Here is a 20,779-nt window from a genome sequence, read left to right on the forward strand (position 1 = left end):
GGGGTTCCGTTTCCCTTCAAGGACCGATTCCCCATGCAGCCCGAATTGCCCTCTTACGACGACGTCGCGCGCGCCAGCGAGCGCCTGGCCGGCAACGCGCACCGCACGCCGGTGCTGACCTCGGCCACCGCCGACGCGATCAGCGGCGCCTCGCTGTTCTTCAAGTGCGAGAACTTCCAGCGCATGGGCGCCTTCAAGTTCCGCGGCGGCTACAACGCGATCGCGCGCCTGACGCCCGAACAGCGGGCCGCGGGCGTGGTCACGTTCTCGTCGGGCAACCATGCCCAGGCCATCGCGCTGGCCTCCAGGCTGCAGGGCGTGCAGGCCACCATCATCATGCCGCTGGACGCGCCGGCGGCCAAGCGCGCCGCCACCGAGGGCTACGGCGGCAAGATCGTCACCTATGACCGCTACACCGAGGACCGCGAGGCCATCGCGCGCCGCATCCAGGCCGAGACCGGCGCCACGCTGATCCCGCCCTACGACCACGCCGACGTCATCGCCGGCCAGGGCACCGCGGCCAAGGAGCTGTTCGAGGACGTGGGCGAGCTGGACTATCTGTTCGTCTGCCTGGGCGGCGGCGGGCTGCTGGCCGGCTCGGCCTTGTCCGCCTACGCGCTGAGCCCGCGCTGCCTGGTCTACGGGGTCGAGCCCGAGGCCGGCAACGACGGCCAGCAGTCCCTGCGCAAGGGTGAAGTCGTCCGCATTCCGGCGCCCAAGACCCTGGCCGACGGCGCCGCCACCACGCACCTGGGCAATCTGACCTTCCCGCTGATCCAGAAGCACGTGCGCGACATCGTCACGGTGACCGACGAGCAGCTGGTCGCCACCATGAAATTCTTCGCGGAACGCATGAAGATGGTGGTCGAGCCCACCGGCTGCCTGGGCGCGTCCGCGGTGATGCAGAACGTGGTGCCGGTGCGCGGCGCCCGGGTCGGGGTGATCATCAGCGGCGGCAACGTCGATCTCCCGGCCTACGCCAGACTGCTGGCGGGCTGACGCACGCCGGCGGCGGCCGGCGCGGCCGGCCGCCGATGCGCGCTTGCGGTTGTCGCCCGTGCAGGGCAGAATCGGGGCTGAATCCTGACGAACAGGGGCTGCGCATGCGTATTCTTGTCATTGGCGGCACCGGTTTCATCGGTCGCCACCTGATCGCGCGGCTCAGCGCGCAGCCGCAACAAATCATCGTGCCCACCCGCCGTTTCAGCCGTGGGCGCGATCTGCAGATCTTCCCCACCGTCACCCTGCTCGAACGCGACGTCCACGACGACGCCACGCTGGACGCGCTGGCGCGCGGCTGCGACGCGGTCGTCAACCTGGTGGGCATCCTGCACGGCAATTCAGGCCGGCCCTACGGTTCGGACTTCGCGCGGGCGCACGTGCTGCTGCCGCAGCGCATCGCGCAGGCCTGCCGCCGCCAGGGCGTGCCGCGCCTGCTGCACGTCAGCGCGCTGGGCGCCGACCCGCAGGGCGACAGCATGTACCAGCGCTCCAAGGGCGATGGCGAGGCCGCCATCAAGCAGGAATTCGCCGGCTGGCGCGAAGGCGGCTGGACCATCTTCCGTCCCTCCGTCGTGTTCGGTCCCGACGACCAGTTCACCAATATGTTCGCCCGGCTGGCGCGCTGGCTGCCGGTGCTGCCGCTGGCCGGCGCCCACGTGCGCATGCAGCCGGTGTACGTGGGCGACGTGGTGGCCGCGCTGATGGCGGCGCTGCGCGACCCCGGCGCCCGCGGCAAGACCTATGAACTGGGCGGCCCGCAGGTCTATACGCTGGGCGAGATCGCGCGCCTGTGCGCCGCCTGGAGCGGCCATCCGCGGCCGGTGCTCAACATGCCGATGGGCGTGGGCCGCATGCAGGCCATGCTGTTCGAATGCCTGCCCGGCACGCCGCTGATGTCGCGCGACAACCTGGACTCCCTGCGCCGCGACAACGTTTGCGGCGGGCCGATAGCGCCCGAGCTGCACGTGGTGCCGACCGGCCTGGAAGCCGTCGCGCCGCGGTATCTGTGACGGGCGGCGCAAACCGCGGTCTTTCGCGGCGGGCCCCGCTCAGCGCACCAATGCCTTGAGCGCCTGCTTGATCCCGTCGGACACGCCCACGCCTTCTGGCAGGGTCTTCAGCGCCGACAGCGATTCCTTCTCGGAGTAGCCCAGCGCCAGCAGCGCGTTCAGGATGTCCGACTGGCTGTCGGGCGCGGCGTGCGGGGTCGCGCCGATGTCGGCGCCGAGCTTGCCGCGCATTTCCAGCAGCAGGCGTTCGGCGGTTTTCTTGCCGATGCCGGGCACGCGGGTCAGGCGTCCGGATTCCTGCAGGGTGATGGCCTGGGCCAGGTCGGCCACCGACAGCCCCGACAGGACCGCCAGCGCGGTGCGCGCGCCGATGCCGCTGACCTTGATGAGTTCGCGGAACGCGCTGCGTTCGCCGGCGGTGGCGAAGCCGTACAGGATGTGGGCGTCCTCGCGCACGGTCAGGTGGGTGTAGAGCGTGACGCGCGCGCCGTCGTCCGGCAGGGCGTACAGCGTGCTCATGGGCACGTCGATGTCATAGCCCAGACCGCCCACGTCCACGCAGATGGTGGGCGGAAGTTTTTCGATCAGGGTTCCGGTGATGCGTCCGATCATGGTGATGGCAGGCCTGGCAAGAGTGGAACCGCGCGCGATGCGCGGCGAATGCGGGGATTCTATACGCTGGGCGCTAGGGCCTGTTCACACTAAAAGGAGCCACGCACAGGCCCTAGCCCAGCAGGCGGCCGTTGCGGATGCGGGTCTTGCCGCCCATGTGCAGGGCGCCGCCCAGGCGGTCGAGCTTGTCCTGGAGGGGGCCGACGTGGGCGTGGCAGATCGCGCAGGCCAGCGCGTCGGCCGAGTCGGGCGAGGGCGCGCCGTCCAGCGCCAGCAGGTGCTGCACCATCATCTGCACCTGCTCCTTGGCGGCGCGGCCGGTGCCGACCACGGCTTTCTTGATCTGCAGCGCGGTGTATTCGTGCACCGCCAGCGAGCTGTCGGCCAGCGCGCACAGGGCCGCGCCGCGCGCCTGGCCCAGCAGCAGGGTGGAGGCCGGGTTGGTGTTGAGGAAGATGATTTCCAGCGCGGCCACGTCGGGCCGCGTGTCGCGCGCGACCTCGCGCAGATTGTCCAGGATGACCTTGAGACGTTCGGGCAGGGACAGCGCCGGCGGGACCACGATGGTCCCGCTGGCGACGTAGCGCAGCCGCGGGCCGTCGGCATCGATCACACCGAAGCCGGTGCGGCGCAGGCCGGGATCGATGCCGAGGACGCGCATCAGTGGCGGAAGTGGCGGGTGCCGGTCAGCACCATGGCGATGCCGTGCTCGTCGGCCGCCGCGATCACTTCGTCGTCGCGCACGCTGCCGCCGGGCTGGATCACGCAGGTCGCGCCCGCCGCCACCACCACGTCCAGGCCGTCGCGGAACGGGAAGAAGGCGTCCGAGGCCACGGCCGAGCCCTTCAGGGTCAGGCCGGCGTTTTCCGCCTTGATCGAGGCGATGCGGGCCGAGTCGATGCGGCTCATCTGGCCGGCGCCCACGCCCAGCGTCATGCCGCCGCCCACGAACACGATGGCGTTGGACTTGACGTACTTGGCGACCTTCCAGGCGAAGGCCAGGTCGTTCATTTCCTGCTCGGTGGGCTGGCGCTTGGTGACCACCTTGAGCGCGTCGCGCGGCACGTTGTAGGCGTCCGGGCTCTGCACCAGCCAGCCGCCGCCCACGCGCTTGACGTCGAAGGCGTTCTGGCCCGTGCCCATCGGCACTTCCAGCACGCGCACGTTCTTCTTGGCCGCCAGGATGGCCAGCGCGGCGCCGTCATAGGCCGGCGCCAGCAGCACTTCCAGGAACTGCGAGCTGACGGCTTCGGCGGTGGCCGCGTCGACCGGGCGGTTGAAGGCGATGATGCCGCCGAAGGCCGAGGTCGGGTCGGTCTTGAAGGCCTGCTGGTACGCGCCCAGCGTGTCGGCCGCGACCGCCACGCCGCAGGGGTTGGCGTGCTTGACGATGACGCAGGCCGGGGCCTCGAAGCTGCGCGAGCATTCCCAGGCGGCGTCGGCGTCGGCGATGTTGTTGTACGAGAGTTCCTTGCCCTGGAGCTGGCGGTAGTTGCCCAGCAGGCCGGCCGGACGCTGCGCGTCGACGTAGAAGGCGGCGGTCTGGTGGGGGTTCTCGCCGTAGCGCAGCGCCTGCTCCTGCTTGACCTGCAGCGTCAGCGTGCCCGGCCATTCATTGCGCGCCGGCACGGCGTCCTGCTTGGGTTCGGCGTCGGCCAGGCTGCTGAGGTAGGCGGCGATGGCGCCGTCGTAGGCGGCGGTGTGGGCGTAGACCTTGGCGGCCAGCGCCAGGCGCAGGCCGTAGGAGGTGGCGCCGCCCTGGTCCATTTCGGCCAGCACGCGCGAGTAGTCGACCGGGTCGATCACCACCGTCACGCCGCCGGCTTCGGTGCCGTGGTTCTTGGCCGCCGCGCGCAGCATGGCCGGGCCGCCGATGTCGATGTTCTCGACCGCGTCGGCGAAGGTGCAGTCCGGCTTGGCCACGGTTTCGCGGAACGGATACAGGTTGACCACCAGCATGTCGATGCGATCGATGCCCGCCGCCTTGATGGTGTCCATGTGCTCGGCGCTGTCGCGGCGCGCCAGCAGGCCGCCGTGGATCTTGGGATGCAGCGTCTTGACGCGGCCGTCCAGGATCTCGGGCGAGCCGGTGTGGGCGGCCACTTCGGTGACGGTCAGGCCGGAGTCGGCCAGCAGCTTGGCGGTGCCGCCGGTCGACAGCAGGCGCACGCCGCGCGCGGCCAGCGCGCGGGCAAATTCAACGATGCCGGTCTTGTCGGACACCGAAAGCAGGGCGGTTTCGATTTTCATGGTGAGGGACGGGAGTGGGGCGGGACGCCTTTCTCGTTCTGGTCAGATGGGAAATCTTGAAGGAGCGGGCGGCGCGCCGCGGCGCCTCTCCCGCGCGGGAAAGCTATACCTGGATATTGTGCGCCAGCAGCTTCTTGCGCAGCGTGTTGCGGGTGATGCCCAGCATTTCGGATGCGCGCGACTGGTTGCCGCCCGAGCGCTCCAGCGCCACTTCGAGCACCGGGCGTTCGACGCAACGCATCACCATGTCCCACATGTCGTGGGGCTCGGATTCGCCCAAGTCTTCGAAATAGCGCTCCAGGCTGGCGCGCACGCATTCTTCCAGGACATCTTTCTTGCTCATTTGAGTACAGATATTTTTATGTTGGTGGTGTTGAGGCGGTTATGCCGCCAGCAGGGCTTCTGCGATCGGCGCCGGATGAGGCCCGCCGTCGCGCGAGATGAGGTCGAACCAGTCCGACACCGCCCGCCACTGGTCTCGGGTATTGTCGATCAGATTCATGCGGGCGCAGAACGAATCCGCTCCCGGCAGGCCGTCCAGATACCAGCCGATGTGCTTGCGCGCCGTGCGTACGCCGGTGTGCTCGCCATAGAACCGGTAGTGGTCGTCGAGATGTTCGAGCAACAGCTCGCGCATTTCCCCGTATGAGGGAGGGGCCAGTGTTTCGCCCGTGCGCAGGTAGTGGTCGATTTCGCGGAAAATCCACGGACGGCCCTGGGCCGCCCGGCCGATCATGACCGCATCGGCGCCAGTGTAATCCAGGACGCGCCTGGCTTTTTCAGGAGTATCGATATCCCCGTTGGCGACCACGGGGATGTCCAGTTCCGCCTTGACGGCCCGGATGGTGTCATATTCCGCCTCGCCCGTATAGAGGTCGGCGCGCGTGCGGCCGTGCAGGGTGAGGGCGGCGATGCCGGCCTCCTGCGCCATTTTCGCGATGCGCAAGGCGTTGCGGTTCTCCCGGTCCCAGCCGGTGCGGGTCTTGAGCGTGACCGGCACGCCCAGCGGCGCGCAGGCTGACACCACGGCATCGAGAATGCGGGCCACCAGGTCTTCGTGGCGCAGCAGCGCCGACCCGGAGGCGACGTTGCAGACCTTCTTGACCGGGCAGCCCATGTTGATGTCGATGATCCGGGCCCCTTTATTCGCGTTGAACACCGCCGCCTCCGCCATCATGGCGGGATCGGCGCCGGCGATCTGCACCGAGACCGGGGCGATTTCGCCGTCGTGGTTCAGGCGGCGCGAGGTCTTGACGCTATCCCACAGCTTCGGGTTGCTGGCGGCCATTTCCGAGACGGCGTAGCCGGCCCCCAGCTTCTTGCAGAGCTGGCGGAAAGGACGGTCCGTCACGCCCGCCATGGGCGCGACCAGAACGTTGTTGGGAAGGGACCATTGGCCTATGCGCATGCTCACATTTTAACCGGCTCGATCGCGCCCTCATTTTTCCGGCCGGCAAACGGCTGGTAACGATGGACGACCAAAGCAAACCGAGCCGCCCCGACGGGGGACGGGTTGAGAGGACTCAGGCGCGGAACCCCTGCAGCAGATGCTGGGCCAGCGGCGCGCGCAGCGGCGAGGCCAGGTCCAGCGCCAGCAGGGCCAGGCCGCAGGCGTGCTCGACCGGCGCCAGGCCGGTGGCGAAGACCCGCGGCATCAGGTCGGTCAGGCCGGCGGTGAGGGCGCGGTCCACGTGGCGGGCGCGGGCGAACTCGGTCAGGGCCGCGGCCGGGCTGCCCTGGGGATGGGCCAGCCAGCCGCCCAGCGTCTGGGCCAGGCGGGCGGCGTCGCGCAGCCCCAGGTTCAGGCCCTGGCCGGCGACCGGGTGCAGGGTCTGGGCGGCGTTGCCGATGGCCGCCACGCGGCCGTGGACCTGCGCGCGGCGCGCGCTCAGCGCCAGCGGGAAGACGTGGCGCGGCGCCTGGCTCGACAGGCGGCCGAGGCGGTCGCCGAAGGCCGCGGACAGGGCTTGCGAAAACGCGGCGTTGTCCAGCGCAGCGAGTTCGGCGGCGCGTTCCGGCGCGCAGCACCAGACCACCGAATAGGCGTCCGGCGTCTGCGGATGGGGCAGCAGGGCCAGCGGACCCTCCGCGGTGAAGCGTTCCCAGGCCCAGCCGCGGCGCGGCAGCGTGGCCTGCGCGCTGGTCAGCACGGCGTGCTGGCCGTAGTCGCGGCGCAGGTCGGAAGCGCCCGCGCCGTCGGATTGCACGGCGACCTGGCACAGCAGTTCGGTCTCGCCCTGCCGGATGCGCACGCCGTCGCCGTCCTGGCGGTCGATCCGGGCGGGCGGCCCGGACAGCACGGTCACGCCGCTGTCGGCCACGCGCTCGTCCAGTTTCGCGTACAGCCCGGCGTAAGCGACCACGCTGCCCAGCTGGGGCACGCCGAAATCGGTGTTCTGGATCAGGGTGCGGCCCAGCCGCCCGCGCTGCGACACATGGATGTTGCGGATGTCGGCCGAGCGCTCGGGCCAGGCCTGCAGCGATTCCAGCAGCACGCGGCTGCCGTGGTTCATGGCCAGCACCCGCGGGTCCGCGGCCGGCGCAGCGGCCGCCGCGGCCGGGGCGGGCGCGTTGCCCGCGAGCAGGGCGATGCGGGCCGGGTCCGGCGCCACGCGCGCCAACATCAGGGCCAGCACCCGGCCCACCGGGCCGGCGCCGAGTATCGCAATGTCGAAGGCGGATGAGGTCATCCGCGGATTTTAACCGTCCACTACAATCGCACGCAGAGCCGGCGCGCCCAGGCGCCGGCGTTCCCCTTACCGGTTGATCGACATGACGCAGGCCCAGGCGCAATCCTCCCCGTTGTCTACAGCATCCGCCCGCCGTCCCCGCGGCAAGGTCGCCGTGGGCCTGCTGGCCTGTTTCTTCGGCTGGATGGGCGCGCACTGGTGGTATCTGGGCCGGCGCCACGCCTGGGTGGTGACCGCGCTGGCGCTGGTCAGCGGCTTTTGCGCGCTGCGTTTCTATCCGGTCTGGTACGACAACCCCGCCTTCTTCCTGCTGTTCATTCCGATGATCGACGGGTTCATCGAAAGCGCGGTGTTCTCGCTGATGCCGGACGAGAAATTCGACCGCCTCTACAACCCCGGCCTGGGCCGGCCCAGCAACACGGCCTGGGGGCCGGTGCTGGTGGCCCTGCTGGCCTGCCTGGTCGGCGCGATCGCGTCGATGGGCGCGATCGCGATGGTGGTGGTCTATACCTGGGTGGCGATGGGCTGGCTGGACGGCTACGTGTTCTAGCGCCCGCTATTCCCGCATCAGCGCCTCGATCTCGCCGGCCTGCACCGGCACGCCCCGCGTGATGATCTCGCAGCCCTCGTCGGTGACCAGCGCGTCGTCCTCGGTGCGGATGCCGATGTTCCAGTAGGCCTCGGGCACGTCGCCGGCCGGCCGCACGTAGATGCCGGGTTCTATGGTCAGCATCATCCCGGCCTCCAGCCTGCGCCATGGACGCTCGGCGCCCTGGGCGGGGCCGGGCTGGCGGTAGTCGCCCACGTCGTGCACGTCCAGGCCCAGCCAGTGGCCGGTGCGGTGCATGTAGAACCGGCTGTAGTCGCCGGATTCCAGCACGCCGTCGAGCGAGCCTTTCAGCAGTTTCAGGTCCAGCATGCCCTGCGCCAGCACGCGCAGCGCCGCCTGGTGGGCGTCGTTGAAGCCGCGCCCGGGCGCGGTGGCCTGGGCGGCGGCCTCCTGGGCCGCCACCGTCAGGTCGTACAGCGCGCGCTGCGGGCCGCTGTAGTGGCCGTTGACCGGAAACGTGCGGGTGATGTCGCTGGCGTAGCTGTCCACCTCGCAGCCGGCGTCGATCAGGACCAGGTCGCCGTCGCGCAGCACGGCCTCGCCGGCCGGATAGTGCAGCACGCAGGCGTTGGCGCCGGCGGCCACGATGCTGTTGTAGGCCACCGACTGCGCGCCGTGGCGGCGGAATTCGTAGAGCAGTTCGGCTTCGAGTTCGTACTCGTGCATGCCGGGGCGGCACACGCGCATGGCGCGCGCGTGGGCGCCGGCCGAGATCTTGGCCGCGCGGCGCATCGCCGCGATCTCCGAGGCGTCCTTGACCAGCCGCATCTCGGCCAGCACCGGCCGGATGTCCTGCTGGCGCGCGGGCGGCGCGTGGCCGCCGCGGCCGGCCTCGCGCGCCGCCGCCAGCCAGCGGTGCAGCCGCCCGTCGGTGCGCTTGTCGCCCGCCAGCGGGGCGTACAGGGTGGGATGGTCGAGCAGCAGCGTGGGCATCAGCTCGTCCAGCGCGTCGACGGGATGGGCGTCGTCGAAGCCGAAATGCGCCGCGGCGGCCTCGGGGCCGAAGCGCTTGCCTTCCCAGATTTCGTGTTCGGCGTTGCGTGGCCGGCAGAACAGCAGGGCGCGGTCGGACGCGCCGGCGATCAGGACCAGCCACGCGTCCGGCTCGGTGAAGCCGGTGAGGTAGAAGAAATCGCTGTCGTGCCGGTACGGATATTCGGCGTCGCGGTTGCGCACGGCCTCGGGCGCGGTCGCCAGGACGGCGATACCGCCTCCCGCGGCGCGCATCTGTTCCATCAGGCGCTGGCGGCGGGCGGCGAAGGGGGCGATATCGTCGGGAGGCAGGCTCATGGCGGGCGGGGGCGCAAGCCCCGGCAAGGGTTGGGGATGGCGTTTACTTTACCTGCCATACCGCAAACACGACACCCCGCGCGGTCATGCCGAAATGACTGGACGGATCGGCACGGGCTGCTACAATCGCCGCTCTGTCATTGGGGAGTAGCCATCCTTTGCCCCCTCAAAGGAGCTAGCGTCAACAGACTTGGTGGTTCAGCGCTGCGGAGCAGCCGCTAGAACTCCATGGCGTTAGCGGTTTCCATGCTCGGCGGCGCGCCCGCCGCATGGATCAGCCAGGCGAGACCTTTGGCCGCATTGCGTTCACCCCTGGCCGGGCGAGCCGCGATGTCGTGCCAATGGTTTCTGCTCGTCCGGCTGCGTCTATATGTTCCTCACCCTGTTCCTGTTCTTCCTGTCTGCGGCAGTGATCTACTTCGCCTGCGAATTCTTCGTCAACGGCGTCGAGTGGGTCGGCCACCGCTTCCAGCTCGGCGCCACCGCCACGGGCACCGTGCTCGCGGCGTTCGGCACGGCCTTGCCCGAGAGCGCGGTCACCTTCATGGCCGTGGTCTTCGGCGACACCCCCGAGCAAAAGGACATCGGCGTCGGCGCCGCCATGGGCGGGCCGCTGGTGCTGGCCACGCTGGCCTATGCCGTGGTCGGCCTGGCGCTGTGGCGCGCGCGCCGCGGCCGCGTGAGCCAGGCTGACTGTATCAATGCGGACCAGCGCAGGCTGGCCCGCGACCAGGCCTGGTTCATGGGGATCTTCGTGTTCAAGGTCGGCCTGGGCCTGCTGGCGTTCGCGTGGAAGCCGTGGCTGGGCATCCTGTTCCTGGCCACCTACGCCCTCTACGTCAAGCGCGAACTCAGCAACGACGAGGAAAGCCTGGACAGCGAAGACCTGGAGCCGCTCAAGCTGCGCCCGCGCGACGAGGACCCGTCGCTGTCCTGGGCGATCGTGCAGACGGTGCTGGCGCTGGTGGTGATCGCGGGCGCCTCGCACGTGTTCGTGAACCAGATCGAGGCGCTGGGCGTGGCGATGGGCGCCTCGCCCCACGTCGCGGCCCTGCTGTTGGCGCCGGTGGCGACCGAACTGCCCGAAATCATGAATGCGCTCATCTGGGTGCGGCAGGGCAAGGAGCGCCTGGCGCTGGCCAACATCTCGGGCGCCATGATGATCCAGGCCACCATACCCAGCGCGCTGGGCATCTTCATGACGCCCTGGCTGCTGGATGCGCCGCTGCTGGTGGCCGGCCTGTTCACCATGCTGTCGATCGGCCTGCTGTGGCTGCGCTTCCAGCGCGCGGCCATGAGCGTGCCGGCGCTGTCGGCGGTGGGCGGCCTGTACCTGGCCTTCGCGGCCTACCTGGGCTGGCATTTCTACGCCTGATGGCGGGCGGCGCGCAAACCGTCCGCGCCGCCCCTTTTTCAAGCCGTGAATGGCCGCTGGCCCAGGGTCTCCATGACATAGTCCACGAAGCAGGTGATGCGCGCCGCCAGCGCGGTATTGCGGTAGTAGACCGCGTTGATGGATTGGCGCACGTCCAGTGTCTCGGCGGCAAACAACTGCACCAGCTTGCCGCTCTTGCGGTCTTCGCGCGTCATGAAGTCCGACAGGCAGACGATGCCCAGGCCTGCCAGGGCCATGTGGCGCAGGGTTTCGCCGCTGGAGGAGGCTATCGTCGGCTGGATGCGCAGGGTGTCGCCGGCCGGGCCGCGCAGCGGCCAGTCATTGAGCGATTCGGGCTGGGTGAAGCCCAGCAGCGAATGCCTGGCCAGCTGTTCCGTGCCGGTGGGCGTGCCGTGGCGCTTGAGGTAGGCCGGACTGGCCAGAACGCGCACCTGACTGCTGCCGACGGGGCGGGCGTGCAGCGTGGAGTCCTTGAGGACGCCGATGCGAAAGGCCACGTCGGTGCGTTTTTCGATCAGGTCGATGATGCCTTCGTTGGAGTTCATTTCCAGTTCCACCTGCGGATAGCGCTCGCGAAAACCGGCTATCAGCGGCACCAGCACATGCAGCATGAAAGGAGTGGCCGCATCGACGCGCAGCCGCCCGGCCGGGCGCATGCGGCGCGCGGCCATCTGTTCCTCGGCTTCGTCGACCGAGGCGATGATGGCGCGGGCGCTCTGCAAAAAGCTGGCGCCTTCCTCGGTCAGTTCCAGACGACGCGTGGTGCGGCGTAGCAGCGTGGTCTGAAGCTTTTCTTCCAGCCTGGCCAGCGTGCGGCTGGTGGCCGAGATCGTAAGGCCCAGCAGCTCCGAGGCGGCGGTGATGGAGCCCGTGTCCACGACCGCCACAAAAGCCTGCAACTCATCGAGGGTGGTCTTCATTATTGAATTTAATTCAAAAGAATTTGTTTGATATTGGGCTTAATCTGCAAATATAAACCGAGGACACTGCAAGCCATTGAAAAATATCACTGGATCGCAGCCATGCCTCTCGCCCTGCTTGCCCTCACCCTGGCGGCCTTTGCCATCGGGACCACCGAATTCGTCATCGTCGGATTGATTCCGACCATCGCCTCCGATCTGAGCGTTTCCCTGCCTTCGGCCGGTCTGCTGGTCAGCCTGTATGCGCTGGGCGTGGCCATCGGCGCGCCCGTTCTGACGGCGCTGACCGGCCGCGTGCCGCGCAAGCTGTTGCTGGTCGGCCTCATGGCCTTGTTCACCGCGGGGAATCTGGTGGCCTGGCTGGCGCCCGGCTACGAAACGCTGATCGTGGCCCGCCTGCTCACCGGCCTGGCCCACGGCGTGTTCTTCTCGGTGGGCACCATCGTCGCCACCAGCCTGGTGCCGCGCGAGAAGGGCGCCAGCGCGATCGCGACCATGTTCGGCGGCATGACCGTGGCATTTGTCACCGGGATTCCGCTGGGTACGTTCATCGGCCAGCATTTCGGCTGGCGCACTACCTTCCTGGTCGTCGCGGCCTTTGGCTTGGTGGCGATGATCGGCGCATGGGCCCTGGTGCCGCGCAATATCGCGCATGCCCAACCGGCGCCGCTCAGCCGCCAACTGCGCGTGCTGCTGCAGCCGCGCCTGCTGCTGGTCTATGCCATGACGGCCGTGGGCTACGGCGGTTCGCTGATCGCCTTCACCTTCCTGGCGCCGATTCTGGAAAACATCACTGGCTTCAGTCCCAACATGGTGAGCCTGGTGTTGCTGGCCTACGGCGTTTCGGTGGCCGTCGGCAATTTCTGGGGCGGCCGCCTGGCCGACCGCAAGGGTCCGGTGGTGGCGCTCAAGCTCATCTTTGCGCTGCTGGCCGCCGTGCTGCTGGTGTTGACCTTCACCGCGCCCAGCAAGCCGCTGATGCTGCTGACCGTGCTGGCCTGGGGAGCCGTGGCCTTCGGCAACGTGCCCGGCCTGCAGGTCTATGTGGTGCGCCTGGCGGAAGAAGTGGCGCCCGAGGCCACCGACGTGGCCACCGGCTTCAATATCTCCGCCTTCAATCTCGGCGTGGCCGGCGGTTCCTGGGCCGGCGCCCAGGTCGTCAGCCACCTGGGCCTGGCCCATACCCCCTGGGTTGCAGCGCTGGTGACGCTGGGCGCCCTGGGCCTGACCGTGCTGTCGGGGCGGCTGGACCGCCGCGCCGCCTCCCGGCAGCTGGCCAGCGCCTGAAAGTTCATGGCGGGCGCCGGCGCCGCGAGCCTGAGGCCAGTCGTTCGACTGGCTTTTTTTGCTCCAATATTTGACTTTATTTCAAAAGAATTTGTTCGATAAGGGGCTTAATTGGCAAATATGAAAAGCGCAAACTTCAGCCTATCGGGAAACCACCCCGCCTTTCACATCATCCCAGGAGTCCTTCCATGAGCAATATTCCTTCCTTCGGCGTCGGCACCTTCCGCCTGAACGGCCAAGTCGTGATCGACTCGGTCCGCAACGCCCTGGACGTGGGTTACCGCGCCGTCGATACGGCGCAGATCTACGGCAACGAGGCTGAAGTCGGCCAGGCCATCGCCGAAAGCGGCGTGCAGCGCACGGACCTCTTCGTGACCACCAAGATCTGGGTCGAGAACTACAGCAAGGCCAGGCTGGTCCCCAGCCTGCAGGACAGCCTCAAGAAGCTGCGCACCGACTATGTGGACCTGACCCTGATCCACTGGCCCGCGCCCGGCAATGGCGTGGAGTTGTCCGAGTACATGGAAGCCCTAGCCGATGCCAAGGCCCGGGGCCTGACCCGCCAGATCGGCATCTCCAACTTCAATATCGAGCTGACCCGCCAGGCCATCGCCGCCGTGGGCGAGGGCGAGATCGCGACCAACCAGATCGAGCTCAGCCCCTACCTGCAAGGCCGCAAGCTGACGGCTTTCCTGAAGGAGCAAGGCATCCAGGTCACCTCCTACATGACCCTGGCCTACGGCAAGGTGCTCAAAGACCCGGTGCTGGCCGGCATCGCCGCCAAGCACAACGCCACGGTGGCGCAGGTGGCGCTGGCCTGGGCGCTGCAACTGGGCTATGCCGTGATTCCGTCCTCGACCAAGCGCGAGAACCTGGCCAGCAACCTGCTGGCGCGCGACTTCAAGCTGGACGCCGAAGACATGGCCCTGATCGCCTCGCTGGAGCGCAACGGCCGCGAAGTCAGCCCCGAGGGCCTGGCGCCGGTGTGGGACTAAGGAGCGCTTGAAATGGCGACTCTGGCTCGACGAGACCTTTCATGAGATCGCCGAGCACGTGCTGCCTGTTTTTCATCGTTCAGCGGCCAAGGTGACTGCGCCGGCCGAGGAGATTTGCAATGCCTGATATCCAAGATCCCCTGTTCAAACCGTTTTCGATGGGCGGCATCGACCTGCCCAACCGCATCGTCATGCCGCCGATGACGCGTTCGCGCGCCAGCCAGCCCGGCGACGTGCCCAACGCCCTGATGGCCGAGTACTACGCCCAGCGCGCCAGCGCCGGCCTCATCGTCAGCGAAGGCACCTGGATCTCGCCGCTGGGCAAGGGCTATGCCTGGACGCCCGGCATCCATACGCCGGAGCAGATAGCAGGCTGGCGCCTGGTGACCGAAGCCGTGCACGCCGCCGGCGGCCGCATCTTTGCTCAGCTCTGGCACGTGGGCCGCTTGAGCCACAGCAGCCTGTTGAATGGCCAGTCGCCCGTGTCTTCCTCGGCCATCCAGGCCCAGGGCGTGAATGTGTTCGTGGCCGAGGCCGACGGCAAGCCCGGCTTCGCCCAGGCGTCCATGCCGCGCGCGCTCAGCGTCGACGAGATCCACGCCATCGTGGCCGACTACCGCCAGGCCGCGCGCAACGCCATGGAAGCCGGTTTCGACGGCGTGGAGCTGCATGCGGCCAACGGCTACCTGGTCAACCAGTTCATCGACTCCAACGCCAACGACCGCACCGACGAGTATGGCGGCGCGCTGGAAAACCGCCTGCGCTTCCTGGGCGAAGTGACCCAGGCGCTGATCGAGGGCACGGGCGGCGCCGGCCGCGTCGGCATTCGCCTGGCGCCGCTGACCACGCTCAATGGCTGTGTGGACGCCGACCCTGAGACCACTTACCTGGGAGCGGCCCGGCTGCTGGCCGGCATGGGCGTGGGCTATATCCACATTGCCGAGGCCGACTGGGAAGACGCACCGCTCATGCCGGTGGACTTCAAGCAGCGCCTGCGTCAGGCCTTCCCCGGCGCCATGATCTATGCCGGCGGCTACACGGCCGAGCGCGCCCGCCAGGCCCTGGAGCAGGGCTGGGCCGACCTGATCGGCTTTGGCCGGCCTTTTGTCGCCAACCCCGACCTGCCCGAGCGCCTGCGCACCGGCGCGCCGCTGAACATGCATGACCGCGAAACACTGTTCGGCGGCGGCGAGTGCGGCCTGACCGACTACCCCGCACTGGAAACCGAAGCGGCCTGAGCGTATTGCCAAGAACCTGGTGTCGGCCCACGCGCCTCTGCCTCTCTGATCGAAGCCATGAGCACCACTACCCCCTCCCGTCCGTTGTTCGCCGGACGCAGCTTTCGTGTCGACTACGACGGTCTGTCGGCGCACAACATCTATTCGGAAGACGGCAAGACGATCCGCTACGCCATCGTCTCGGGCGCCTACGCCGGCGCCAGCGGCGAGGCGCAATGCCAGTGGCAGGAGGTCAGCGATGGCGTTTACGCGATCTCCTGGCAGGAAGCGGATGGCGCCACCGTCGTGCATATCGACGATTTCATCCGCGGCCGTTCGCAGGCCTGCTTTACCGCCGCCGATCTGAGCTTTTACCGCATGCAGGGGCCGCTGACCGAGCTCCGCTGAAAAAGGAAGCAAGCATGGATGCCGGGCATTTTTTCTGTGGATAACCCTTGTCCATAAGTGGAAACCCGGCTAAAATCTTGGGCGTTATCCATCCCAGGAGCAATCTTCGTGAATACCGATTCCGGCGAAAGTTGTCGATCTTGCATCGACGCCGCTGTCTGACAGGTCCACGCAGAACTCCGTCTGCCGCAGCCTGTTGAACAGGTTGCGGTCTTCCCGGTCGCATCAGGCTTACCGGGAACCTCCCCAACGTATACACCGGCGTACCAACCGCCAGAACCGCCGCTAGCCGCAGCGCCCGCGTACGCGCACGCCTGTTTCGTGCCGTGCTTCCAGCGCCGCGCAGGCCTGCGCGCGTATTCGCGATCACGCTCCCCGTTCCTGCAATGGAGGTCGTTATGCGTTTCTTCGACTTGTTCCTGCGCCGCGCCGGCGTGGACCGTGCCGCCGCCCTGAGCCGCCGCCGCGGCACTTCGCGCCTGACCGTCATTTGTCCGCGCGGCGAACTGGGCGCCCTGCGCAAGCAGATCTATCTGGACTTCAGCGCCGCCGGCCTGGCCGTCTCGCAAGTCCAGATCGAACCGGGCCACGACCCCGATACGGCATCGGCCTGCATCACGGTCAATTGCCCCCCCGAGCTGCGCGGCGAGCTGATGTCGCAGGCCCGCCGCCTGAGCGCCAACCCCGCCGTGCGCCGCGTGCATTTCGGCGCGCAGGCCGCGATGGCCTGAGCCGTCCGGCCCAAACCAGGAGAGATCCATGCCCAGTGCCTTAGACCCTGAATCTCGATTGCGCCGTGCAGTGCGCGGCACCGGCATGCCTGTCTGACCCGTCTTCTCGCTGCGAGCCGACGATCGGACAGCCGTTCCGGTCCGTACGGAGCCCGCAGCCCAGGATCCCCGGCCTGGCCCACGCCACGTGAGCCGCTGGCGCCGCCCCGGATTCCTTCGCCAGCCTTTCTTCCGTTTTCCGCACCCGGCGCATCTACGACGCGATCCGGACACCGGCAACATCGCCCCGGCGTCTGCGCACGCCCGTAAGCGGAACGACGACCTGCCCCCCGCAGGCCGTGGCACGCGGCCGGCCGCGCGCAGCCGCGGGCGGAAGCGTCAGTGTCTCCGACAACACCAGAAAAACCGGAGCACTCCAATGTTCAAGTTCCTCCATTCCTTCTTTTCGTCGGCGGCCGGGCTGCGCCATGTCGCGCGCCATTTCCGCCGCACGCCCATGCCGTTGCGGGCCGGCGACGCCGCCGCGTCGGTCGAAGCCGGCCGCCGCGCCAACCGCCAGATGCTGGCGCTGGCGCGGCTGGACGACGACGCCCTGTTCGCCCGCTACGGCAGCAGCCGGGCGGGGCTGAGCGAAGACCAGGCCCGCGCCGCGCGCGAGCGCCACGGCGCCAACGAGGTCGACCACGAAAAGCCGCTGTCCTGGCATGCCCATCTGTGGCTGTCCTACCGCAATCCGTTCAACCTGCTGCTGACGGCGCTGGCCGTGCTGTCGTGGCTGACCGACGTGCGCATGGCCGCGCCGGCCGAACAATCGTGGACCGCGGCCCTCATCATCGGCTCCATGGTGCTGATCTCCACCGTGCTGCGCTTCGTGCAGGAGCGGCGCTCCAACCGCGCGGCCGAGGCGCTCAAGGCCATGGTGCAGAACACCGCCACGGTGCTGCGCAGCGATGCCGGCCCGGCGCCGCGCCAGTTCGGCGGCGCGCAGGCCGGCGGGCCGCGCCAGGCGGAAGTGCCCCTGGCCGACCTGGCGCCGGGCGACGTGGTGCTGCTGTCGGCCGGTGACATGATTCCGGCCGACTGCCGCATCCTGGCGGCCAAGGACCTGTTCGTGGCCCAGGCGGCGCTGACGGGCGAATCCCTGCCGGTCGAGAAGCACGCATGCCAGCGCACCCCGGCCGCCGCCGCGCTGGAGCTGGAAAACATGGCGTTCATGGGCACCAACGTGGTCAGCGGCTCCGGCATGGCCCTGGTGGTGGCCACCGGCGCGCGCACCTATTTCGGCCAGCTCGCCGGACGTGTGACGCAGGCCAGCCGCGAGCCCACCCAGTTCCAGCAAGGCATCAACCGGGTGAGCTGGGTGCTGATCCGCTTCATGCTGGTGATGGCGCCCATCGTCATGCTGATCAACGGCTTCACCAAGGGCGACTGGCTGGAGGCGCTGCTGTTCGCGCTGGCCATCGCCGTGGGGCTGACCCCCGAAATGCTGCCCATGATCGTCACGGCCACGCTGGCCAAGGGCGCGCTGCGCATGTCGCGGCGCAAAGTGGTGGTCAAGCGCCTGGACGCCATTCAGAACCTGGGCGCGATGAACGTGCTGTGCACCGACAAGACCGGCACTCTGACCCAGGACCGCATCGTGCTGGAGCGGCACATCGACGTCTACGGCGCGAGCTGCGACGAGGTGCTGGCCTACGCCTATCTCAACAGCTACTACCAGACCGGGCTGAAGAACCTGCTGGACGTGGCCGTGCTGCAGCACGCCGAAGTCGAGCGCAGCCTGGAGCTGGCCGCGAAGTACCGCAAGGTCGACGAGATCCCCTTCGACTTCGCGCGCCGCCGCATGTCGGTCGTGGTCAACGAAACCGAGAACGGCCGCGACCACCACGAGCTGATCTGCAAGGGCGCGCTGGAGGAAGTGCTGGCCGCCTGCACCCGCCTGCGCGTGGGCGGCGAGACGCATCCGCTGACCGAGGCGCGCCGGCAGGACATCCGCCGCGTGACGGCGGCGCTGAACCGCGACGGCCTGCGCGTCATCGCCGTGGGCGTGAAGGAAATGCCGCCGGCCGGCCGCGCCTACGGCGTGGCCGACGAGTCCGACCTGGTGCTGGTGGGCTACATCGCGTTCCTGGACCCGCCCAAGGAGTCCACCGCGCCCGCGCTGGCGGCGCTGCGCGAGTCCGGCGTCGAAGTGAAGGTGCTGACCGGCGACGTGGAGCTGGTCACGCAGAAGGTCTGCCGGGAGGTCGATTTCGCGGTGCGCAAGGTCTACCTGGGCGCCGAGATCGAAGAGATGGACGAGCGCCAGCTGGCCGCCGCCGTGCGCGAGGCCAACGTGTTCGCCCGCCTGACGCCGGCGCACAAGGAAAGAATCGTGCGCAGCCTGCGGGCGCAGGGCTGCACCGTGGGCTTCATGGGCGACGGCATCAACGACGCGCCGGCGCTGCGCGCGGCCGACGTGGGGATCTCGGTGGACTCGGCGGTCGACATTTCGAAAGAGGCCGCCGACATCATCCTGCTGGAGAAAAGCCTGATGGTGCTGGAGGACGGCATCATCGAAGGCCGCAAGACCTTCTGCAACATGCTCAAGTACCTGAAGATGACGGCCAGCTCGAATTTCGGCAACGTGTTTTCGGTATTGGTGGCCAGCGCCTTCCTGCCGTTTTTGCCCATGCTGCCCATCCACCTGCTGCTGCAGAACCTGATCTACGACATCTCCCAGGCCGCGATCCCGTTCGACAACGTGGACGCGGAACTGCTGCGGCGGCCCCAGCAATGGGACCCCGACGGCCTGGGGCGGTTCATGGTGTTCTTCGGCCCGATCAGCTCCATTTTCGACATCGCCACCTACGCCCTCATGTGGTACGTGTTCCAGGCCAACGCCCCCGAGCACCAGACGCTGTTCCAGTCGGGCTGGTTCGTCGAAGGCCTGCTGTCGCAGACGCTGGTGGTGCACATGATCCGCACGCGCAAGATTCCGTTCCTGCAAAGCCGTCCCGCCTGGCCGCTGGCGGCGATGACGCTGGCGGTCGTGGGCGTGGGGCTGCTGCTGCCGTTCTCGCCGCTGGCCGGGTATTTCCAGCTGCAGGCGCTGCCCTGGCGCTATTTCCCCTGGCTCGCCGGTATCCTGCTCAGCTACTGCGTCCTGACGCAGCTGCTGAAAACGATCTGGGTGCGCCGTCATGGCTGGCAATAGCCGCGGGCGTCCGTGGCCGTATCGGGAGACCGGCATGAAAAACTTCTGCATGGGCGCGCTGGCCCTGGCCGGCGCGGTTCTGGCGCCCTGGGCGCAGGCCGCGGACGCGGGGAGCGGCGTGCTCCTGTACGGGGTGGTCGACGCCGGCGTGGCCGTCACCAGCACCTCGGGCAAGGGCAGCCGCGCCGGCCTGCTCGACGGCGGGCTCACCGACTCCCTGTGGGGGCTGATGGGCGCCGAAGAGCTGGGCGGCGGCTGGCGGTCGCGCTTCCAGCTGGAAAGCGGCTTCGACCCGTCCTCGGGCCGGCGGGCCGACGGCGACGGCAAATTGTTCGACTACGCCGCCTGGGTCGGGCTGGCCAGCGACGACTATGGCGAGCTGCGGCTGGGCCGCCAGCACCCGGTGGGCCAGCTGTACGGCAGCGCGCTGGAAATCGCTTCCTGGAAGGAAATGGGCATGGGCGCCACCTTCAAGGCTTCGGACAACTACCAGCTCGACAATATGGTGAATTATCTTTCGCCGACGTGGAGCGGTTTCCAGGCCGGCCTCGGCTATTCCTTCGACGCCGATGGTCAGGATCGCTTCCGCACCGCGGCGAACAACCGGGCCGTCAGCGCCGGCCTGAAGTACGAGCAGGGGCCGCTGCTGGCGGTCGCCACCTGGGACCAGCTGCGGCTGGCCGACGGCCCCGAGGCCGGCGGCCGTCCGCAGGCCGTGCAGCTCGGCGCGGCTTACGACTTCGAGGTGCTGAGGCTGTCCGTGGCCTGGTCTCGCCAGCGCAACGGCTATGCCGGGCTGGACGGGGGCGGCCCGGACGGCCTGGGGCCGCCGGCGTTCGCGCGCGGCGGCACGGTCGACGCCTGGCTGATCGGCGCCAGCGTGCCGGCCGGGCCGGGCACGCTGCTGCTGCAATGGTCGCTGGCGCATCCGGACTGGCGCTGGGACGACGGCGCCCGGGCGCGCAACGCGCAGGTGGCCACGCTGGGCTATACCTACGGCCTGTCGCGGCGGACCACGCTTTATGCGTTTGCGGGCTATGCCTCGAACTACACCCTGGAAGAACAGTTCGATCCGGCCCATTCCCACACCATCCGGTGCGGCGCCGGCATCTCCCACCGTTTCTGAGCTCCGCAGCTACAATCGACGGGATGCGGCGCCTGGCGC

The 20,779-nt window shown here is 68.6% G+C and carries 19 protein-coding genes and 1 riboswitch; of the genes, 11 read left to right on the forward strand and 8 right to left on the reverse strand.

Annotated features, from left to right (window positions below; translation table 11 throughout):
- Positions 1 to 33: 33 nt before the first annotated feature.
- A complete protein-coding gene (locus A6B37_RS17050; protein ID WP_102775568.1) occupies positions 34 to 999 on the forward strand; it encodes a threo-3-hydroxy-L-aspartate ammonia-lyase in 966 nt (321 codons plus the stop codon).
- Between the two features lie 104 nt (positions 1,000 to 1,103).
- Positions 1,104 to 2,012 carry a complex I NDUFA9 subunit family protein gene (locus A6B37_RS17055; RefSeq protein ID WP_102775569.1) on the forward strand — a complete coding sequence of 303 codons (909 nt, stop codon included), beginning with the start codon at positions 1,104 to 1,106 and terminating at the stop codon, positions 2,010 to 2,012.
- Positions 2,013 to 2,051: 39 nt separating this feature from the next.
- Here A6B37_RS17055 and ruvA read toward each other — a convergent pair whose 3' ends face one another.
- The 6 genes from ruvA to A6B37_RS17085 form a co-directional block, all read right to left on the reverse strand.
- Positions 2,052 to 2,624, reverse strand: a complete 573-nt coding sequence (gene ruvA, locus A6B37_RS17060; RefSeq protein ID WP_111826444.1) for a Holliday junction branch migration protein RuvA — start codon at positions 2,622 to 2,624, stop codon at positions 2,052 to 2,054.
- Positions 2,625 to 2,736: 112 nt separating this feature from the next.
- On the reverse strand, positions 2,737 to 3,285 hold the full coding sequence (gene ruvC / locus A6B37_RS17065; RefSeq protein WP_102775571.1) for a crossover junction endodeoxyribonuclease RuvC: 549 nt from the start codon (positions 3,283 to 3,285) through the stop codon (positions 2,737 to 2,739).
- Entirely contained in the window at positions 3,285 to 4,874 is a 1,590-nt protein-coding gene (purH, locus tag A6B37_RS17070; protein WP_102775572.1) for a bifunctional phosphoribosylaminoimidazolecarboxamide formyltransferase/IMP cyclohydrolase, read from the reverse strand. The genes ruvC and purH overlap by 1 nt, the downstream gene beginning before the upstream one ends.
- A gap of 103 nt (positions 4,875 to 4,977) precedes the next feature.
- The gene (locus tag A6B37_RS17075) at positions 4,978 to 5,217 is read right to left on the reverse strand and encodes a helix-turn-helix domain-containing protein (protein ID WP_006217670.1); all 240 of its coding nucleotides are present in this window, start codon (positions 5,215 to 5,217) and stop codon (positions 4,978 to 4,980) included.
- 39 nt (positions 5,218 to 5,256) lie between these two features.
- Positions 5,257 to 6,282 carry a tRNA dihydrouridine synthase DusB gene (gene dusB, locus A6B37_RS17080; RefSeq protein WP_168202257.1) on the reverse strand — a complete coding sequence of 342 codons (1,026 nt, stop codon included), beginning with the start codon at positions 6,280 to 6,282 and terminating at the stop codon, positions 5,257 to 5,259.
- Positions 6,283 to 6,397: 115 nt separating this feature from the next.
- Entirely contained in the window at positions 6,398 to 7,564 is a 1,167-nt protein-coding gene (locus A6B37_RS17085) for a UbiH/UbiF/VisC/COQ6 family ubiquinone biosynthesis hydroxylase (RefSeq protein ID WP_111826445.1), read from the reverse strand.
- An 82-nt stretch (positions 7,565 to 7,646) separates the two neighbouring features.
- Here A6B37_RS17085 and A6B37_RS17090 point away from each other — a divergent pair, with 82 nt between their 5' ends.
- On the forward strand, positions 7,647 to 8,114 hold the full coding sequence (locus tag A6B37_RS17090; protein WP_102775656.1) for an NINE protein: 468 nt from the start codon (positions 7,647 to 7,649) through the stop codon (positions 8,112 to 8,114).
- 6 nt (positions 8,115 to 8,120) lie between these two features.
- Here A6B37_RS17090 and A6B37_RS17095 read toward each other — a convergent pair whose 3' ends face one another.
- A complete protein-coding gene (locus tag A6B37_RS17095) occupies positions 8,121 to 9,464 on the reverse strand; it encodes an aminopeptidase P N-terminal domain-containing protein (RefSeq protein WP_111826446.1) in 1,344 nt (447 codons plus the stop codon).
- 130 nt (positions 9,465 to 9,594) lie between these two features.
- Positions 9,595 to 9,791, forward strand: a riboswitch (yybP-ykoY riboswitch).
- Between the two features lie 43 nt (positions 9,792 to 9,834).
- On the opposite strand from A6B37_RS17095, the gene A6B37_RS17100 reads away from it, so the two are divergent.
- Positions 9,835 to 10,839: a sodium:calcium antiporter gene (locus A6B37_RS17100; protein WP_102775576.1), complete on the forward strand. Its 1,005-nt coding sequence runs from the start codon at positions 9,835 to 9,837 to the stop codon at positions 10,837 to 10,839.
- A gap of 38 nt (positions 10,840 to 10,877) precedes the next feature.
- Here A6B37_RS17100 and A6B37_RS17105 read toward each other — a convergent pair whose 3' ends face one another.
- Positions 10,878 to 11,780: a LysR family transcriptional regulator gene (locus A6B37_RS17105; protein WP_102775577.1), complete on the reverse strand. Its 903-nt coding sequence runs from the start codon at positions 11,778 to 11,780 to the stop codon at positions 10,878 to 10,880.
- 102 nt (positions 11,781 to 11,882) lie between these two features.
- Here A6B37_RS17105 and A6B37_RS17110 point away from each other — a divergent pair, with 102 nt between their 5' ends.
- The 7 genes from A6B37_RS17110 to A6B37_RS17145 all read left to right on the forward strand — a co-directional run bounded on the left by A6B37_RS17110 (position 11,883) and on the right by A6B37_RS17145 (position 20,740).
- Positions 11,883 to 13,067, forward strand: a complete 1,185-nt coding sequence (locus tag A6B37_RS17110; RefSeq protein ID WP_111826447.1) for an MFS transporter — start codon at positions 11,883 to 11,885, stop codon at positions 13,065 to 13,067.
- Positions 13,068 to 13,255: 188 nt separating this feature from the next.
- Positions 13,256 to 14,062, forward strand: coding sequence for a 2,5-didehydrogluconate reductase DkgB (gene dkgB / locus A6B37_RS17115; RefSeq protein ID WP_111826448.1), 807 nt, complete (start codon positions 13,256 to 13,258; stop codon positions 14,060 to 14,062).
- Between the two features lie 119 nt (positions 14,063 to 14,181).
- Positions 14,182 to 15,300, forward strand: coding sequence for an alkene reductase (locus tag A6B37_RS17125; RefSeq protein ID WP_111826449.1), 1,119 nt, complete (start codon positions 14,182 to 14,184; stop codon positions 15,298 to 15,300).
- Positions 15,301 to 15,357: 57 nt separating this feature from the next.
- Complete coding sequence (locus tag A6B37_RS17130; RefSeq protein WP_111826450.1) at positions 15,358 to 15,687, forward strand: phenolic acid decarboxylase; 330 nt, start codon at positions 15,358 to 15,360, stop codon at positions 15,685 to 15,687.
- Positions 15,688 to 16,085: 398 nt separating this feature from the next.
- Complete coding sequence (locus A6B37_RS17135) at positions 16,086 to 16,418, forward strand: hypothetical protein (protein WP_102775585.1); 333 nt, start codon at positions 16,086 to 16,088, stop codon at positions 16,416 to 16,418.
- 418 nt (positions 16,419 to 16,836) lie between these two features.
- A complete protein-coding gene (gene mgtA / locus A6B37_RS17140; protein WP_111826451.1) occupies positions 16,837 to 19,614 on the forward strand; it encodes a magnesium-translocating P-type ATPase in 2,778 nt (925 codons plus the stop codon).
- Positions 19,615 to 19,648: 34 nt separating this feature from the next.
- On the forward strand, positions 19,649 to 20,740 hold the full coding sequence (locus A6B37_RS17145) for a porin (RefSeq protein WP_111826452.1): 1,092 nt from the start codon (positions 19,649 to 19,651) through the stop codon (positions 20,738 to 20,740).
- Positions 20,741 to 20,779 lie beyond the last annotated feature (39 nt).

It is taken from the genome of Achromobacter sp. HZ01 (assembly GCF_003267925.1).
Classification (GTDB): domain Bacteria; phylum Pseudomonadota; class Gammaproteobacteria; order Burkholderiales; family Burkholderiaceae_B; genus Achromobacter; species Achromobacter pulmonis_A.